The sequence below is a fragment of the Pseudomonas sp. JV245A genome (genome assembly GCF_032424515.1).
Classification (GTDB): domain Bacteria; phylum Pseudomonadota; class Gammaproteobacteria; order Pseudomonadales; family Pseudomonadaceae; genus Aquipseudomonas; species Aquipseudomonas protegens.
The window spans coordinates 1-4,404 of sequence record NZ_VYKE01000255.1 but is presented as its reverse complement, the minus strand read 5'-3'; the positions used below and the strand labels follow the sequence as shown (position 1 = coordinate 4,404).

5 protein-coding genes are annotated in these 4,404 nt (G+C 65.8%); 4 read left to right on the top strand and 1 reads right to left on the bottom strand.

The features are described from left to right. Positions 1–276, bottom strand: a 276-nt coding sequence (locus tag F6S12_RS30010) for a protein-disulfide reductase DsbD domain-containing protein (RefSeq protein WP_315869707.1), incomplete at its 3' end; no start/stop codon positions are given. Between the two features lie 153 nt (positions 277–429). Between F6S12_RS30010 and F6S12_RS30005 the strand changes: the two genes are divergently transcribed. The 4 genes from F6S12_RS30005 to F6S12_RS29990 all read left to right on the top strand — a co-directional run bounded on the left by F6S12_RS30005 (position 430) and on the right by F6S12_RS29990 (position 4,388). Then, positions 430–1,107 (top strand): response regulator, encoded by a 678-nt coding sequence (locus F6S12_RS30005; protein WP_011062456.1) that lies wholly within the window; start codon positions 430–432, stop codon positions 1,105–1,107. Further along, on the top strand, positions 1,108–2,433 hold the full coding sequence (locus tag F6S12_RS30000; RefSeq protein WP_053159645.1) for an ATP-binding protein: 1,326 nt from the start codon (positions 1,108–1,110) through the stop codon (positions 2,431–2,433). Positions 2,434–2,668: 235 nt separating this feature from the next. Then, complete coding sequence (locus F6S12_RS29995) at positions 2,669–4,081, top strand: aspartate aminotransferase family protein (protein ID WP_011062454.1); 1,413 nt, start codon at positions 2,669–2,671, stop codon at positions 4,079–4,081. An 82-nt stretch (positions 4,082–4,163) separates the two neighbouring features. Then, positions 4,164–4,388, top strand: coding sequence for an MbtH family protein (locus tag F6S12_RS29990; protein WP_011062453.1), 225 nt, complete (start codon positions 4,164–4,166; stop codon positions 4,386–4,388). Positions 4,389–4,404: the final 16 nt, after the last annotated feature.

The window sequence follows — 4,404 nt, the reverse complement described above, 5'->3', positions numbered from 1 at the left end:
CTGCTGGCCGAAGAATTCGTCGCTGTGGTCTTCACCGGCCGGCAGGGTGGGTTGCAGCTCTGGCGCCACGCCGTTGAATTTCAGGCGCTTCTGATACAGGTAGTAGCCGTCGGCGATCTGCCAGAACAGCTGGGTTTCTCCCGAAGGCAGGCGCTCGGAGGTGAAGACGAAGGCCTTGCCCACCGGCAGGAAGTCGGGCTTGACCTCGAACGGGTTGTTGCCGGCGTGCGCCAGTGTGGTGAAGAGCATGAACAACAGGAGAAACAATCGACGCATGGCCAAGCCTTAAACCGGTGCAAGTTGCGACCACAATGGCCGGTCCTGATTAACCGATGATTAACCATACTTGGCTTGTGGCCAGGAAACGGCGGGCATAATGTCCGCTTAATCCGCAGCCCGCTTAATCAACGCCTTTGTACAGGACCGACCATGCACGTACTTGTCTGTGAAGATGATGAGCTGATTGCCAGCGGGATAGTCGCCGGCCTCACGGCCCAGGGCCTGACGGTCGAGCATGTGGCCACCGCTTCGGCAGCGCGGGCCATGCTCGGCGTGGCCGATTTCGACGTGATGGTACTGGATCTTGGCCTGCCGGATGAAGACGGTTTGAAGCTGCTCAAGCAGCAGCGCCAGCAGGGCCTGGAGATTCCGGTGCTGATCCTCACCGCCCGCGACTCGGTGACCGACCGGGTCGATGGCTTGCAGGCCGGTGCCGACGATTACCTGCTCAAGCCCTTCGACCTGCGGGAACTGGCGGCGCGCCTGCACACCCTGTTGCGCCGGGTGGCGGGGCGCAGCGTCAACCTGATCGAGCACGGGCGCTTGACCTATGACCCGAGCACCCGGGAAACCCTGCTCGGCGGCCAACCGGTGGACCTCTCGCGGCGCGAGCAATCCCTGCTCCAGGCGCTGCTGCACAACCGTGGCCGGGTGCTGTCCAGCGAGCAACTCAAGGACAGCGTCTACGGTTTCAACGATGAGCTGGAGAGCAACGCGCTGAATGTGCACATCCATCACCTGCGGCGCAAACTCGGCAACGGCATCGTCGAAACCGTGCGCGGCCTCGGCTATCGCCTGGGCCCGGCCGACGGTGAGGAGAACCGCTAAGTGAGAAGCCTGCGCCTGCGCCTGAGCATGACCCTGGGCGCTGCCTTCATCCTGATCTGGGCCTTGGCCGCGGCCTGGATGCTCAGTGACCTGCGCAACCAGATGATGTTTTCCCTGGACCAGCGCCTGGTCGCCTCGGCGCGCATGGTCGCCGGGCTGCTGGAGCAGATGCCGGCGCTGCCGTCCCATGGCCCGAGCAACCAGATCAACAGCGCGGCCCTGACCATCCCCGGCGGCATGGCCTGCCAGGTCAGTTCCCTGCGCGGGCAGATCCTGGCCCGCAGCCACAGCACTCCGGAGCACCCGCTGGAAGCCGAGAAGCTGGGCTTTCACGACCAGATGATCGACGGCGCGCCCTGGCGCACCTTCACCCTGGTGCGCGGCGACATGCGCATCACCACCGCGGATCGCCAGGTCGAGCGCGAAGCCCTGAACATGTCGGTGCTGCTGGCGGCTTCGGTGCCGGTGGGCGTGGCCTTGCTCGGCTGCCTGTGGCTGCTGTGGCTGGGCATCGGCCAGAGCCTGGCCCCGCTGAACCGGATTCGTGACGCGCTGATGCGCCGCAGCGCCGACTCCCTGGAACCGTTGCAGATCCAGCCCATGCCCAGCGAGCTGCGGCCGCTGCTGGAAACCCAGAACCAGCTGTTCCAGCGCATCGCCAAGACCATCGAGCGCGAGCGCCGGCTGACCGGTGACGCAGCCCACGAACTGCGCAGCCCGCTGACCGCAATCAAGACCCACCTGCAAGTGGCGCGCATGACCGAAGGTGCGGCCCGGGACCAGTCCCTGGCCCGAGCCGAAGAAGGGGCCGACCGCATGCACCGGACCCTGGAGCAACTGCTGTTGCTGGCCCGGGTCGAGGGTAGCCTGTCGTTCGATGACGGTGTGCACTGTAACGCCGAGCAGGTGGCGCGCCTGGCGATCCAGGACGCCGCCGTGGGCGCTCGGGCCCGGGTCAAGCTGCATATGCACGGCAAGGCCGGCGAGGCTGCGGTGGAAATGCCCTCGACCCTGGCCATCGCTGCCTTGCGCAACTTGCTGGACAACGCACTGCGCCACACCCCTGAAGAATGCCCGGTGGAGCTGAACCTGGAGACAGTCGGCGCCCGGGTGCGTTTCCAGGTCCGCGACCATGGTTCGGGCATTCCCGCGCAAGACTTGCAGCACCTGACCCAGCGCTTCTGGCGCGACAGCCAGAGCAGTGGCTGTGGCCTGGGCCTGGCGATTGTCCAGGCCATCGTCCAGCGTTGTGGTTGCGAGCTGAATTTCGACAGCCGCCCCGATGGCCTGCGAGTCGAGCTGACCCTGCCTGCCCACCGCGCCTGACCCATCACCTTCCCCTGTAGGAGCCGGCTTGCCAGCGAAGGGGCCCTTGAGACCGCCTTCGCCAGCAAGCTGGCTCCTACGGGGCGGCATGTGCAATTTCCTCGCCCCGGGGTGTAAATCCCCACCGCGCTGAAGCGTTTTTAGAACAGGAAAACCTGTCAGTGCGCGCCCGCGCTTGGGCTGCGCATCCGGCCGGTGGCCGTTTTGCTCAAATTGCAGCGTGAGGGTTCGAGACATGTCAGCCGTTACCAGCCTGATGGAAGATTCGCCGGTGGGCCTTGGCGCCGCCCCGCAAGAGACGCTTTACCAGTTCGACGAGTCGCCCCTGCTGGCCCGCCAGAGCCGCCAGGAATCCAATGCCCGCAGTTATCCACGGCGCATTCCCCTGGCCCTGAAGCGGGCCAGCGGCATTCACGTCGAAGACGTCGAGGGCCGGCGTTTCATCGATTGCCTGGCCGGTGCCGGGACTTTGGCCCTGGGCCACAATCACCCGGTGGTGATCGCCGCGATCCAGCAGGTGCTGGCCGATGAGTTGCCGCTGTTGACCCTGGACCTGACCACCCCGGTCAAGGACCAGTTCGTCCAGGACCTGTTCGGCCTGTTGCCCGAGGCCCTGGCTGGCGAGGCCAGGATCCAGTTCTGCGGCCCCACCGGCACCGATGCCGTAGAAGCCGCGCTGAAGCTTACGCGCACCGCTACCGGGCGCAGCACCGTGCTGTCGTTCCAGGGCGGTTACCACGGCATGAGCCAGGGTGCGCTGAGCCTGATGGGCAGCCTGGGGCCCAAGCGCGCCCTGGCCGGGCTGCTGAACAACGGCGTGCAGTTCCTGCCGTTCCCCTATGACTACCGCTGCCCGTTCGGGCTGGGGGGCGCCGAAGGGGTCAAGGTCAACCTGCATTACCTGGAAAACCTGCTCACCGATCCGGAAGCCGGGGTGGCCCTGCCAGCGGCAGTGATTGTCGAGGCGGTGCAGGGCGAGGGCGGGGTGATCCCGGCCGACCTGGAATGGCTGCAAGGTGTGCGCCGCATCACCGAGAAGGCCGGGGTGGCATTGATCGTCGATGAAATCCAGAGCGGCTTCGGTCGCACCGGCAAGATGTTCGCCTTTGAGCACGCGGGGATCATTCCCGATGTGGTGGTGATGTCCAAGGCCATCGGCGGCAGCCTGCCGCTGGCGGTGATGGTCTATCGCGACTGGCTCGACACCTGGCAGCCGGGTGCCCACGCCGGCACCTTCCGCGGCAATCAGATGGCCATGGCCACCGGTTCCGCGGTGATGCGCTACCTCAAGGAACACCGGGTGCCCGAGCACGCGGCGGCCATGGGCGAGCGCTTGCGCGAGCACCTGCTGATCCTGCAGCGCGACTTCCCGCAACTGGGGGATATCCGTGGTCGTGGCCTGATGCTCGGGGTAGAGCTGGTGGACCCGGCCGGCGTGCCGGATGCCCAGGGCCATCCACCCCAGCATGCGCGCCTGGCACCGCTGGTGCAGCGCGAATGCCTCAAGCGCGGGCTGATCCTGGAGCTGGGCGGGCGCCACGGCGCCGTGGTGCGTTTCCTGCCGCCGCTGGTAATCACCGCAGCGCAGATCGACCAGGTGGCCCAGATCTTCAGCAAAGCCGTAGCGGCGGCAGTGGCCAGCCTCTAATTTTTTGCCCCGCCGTTTCGTTCCTTCTACACAACCGCCGTGCGCTGAGCGCGGCGAACCTTATCAGTGATGGAGACAAGCAATGACTTCAGTATTCGACCGTGAGGACATCCTGTTCCAGGTGGTGGTCAACCATGAAGAGCAATACTCGATCTGGCCCGACTACAAGGCCGTGCCCCAGGGCTGGCGCACTGTGGGCAAGAGCGGTTTCAAGAAGGACTGCCTGGCCTACATCGAAGAAGTCTGGACCGACATGCGCCCCCTGAGCCTGCGCCAGAAGATGGACCAGCAGGCCGTCGCCGGCTGACCTGTAGCCGCTGCCG

What these genes read in the sequence shown, in the direction of transcription:
- F6S12_RS30005 (WP_011062456.1), top strand. Translation starts at nt 430, where the DNA reads ATGCACGTACTTGTCTGTGAAGATGATGAGCTGATTGCCAGCGGGATA.
- F6S12_RS29995 (WP_011062454.1), top strand. Translation starts at nt 2,669, where the DNA reads ATGTCAGCCGTTACCAGCCTGATGGAAGATTCGCCGGTGGGCCTTGGC.
- F6S12_RS29990 (WP_011062453.1), top strand. Translation starts at nt 4,164, where the DNA reads ATGACTTCAGTATTCGACCGTGAGGACATCCTGTTCCAGGTGGTGGTC.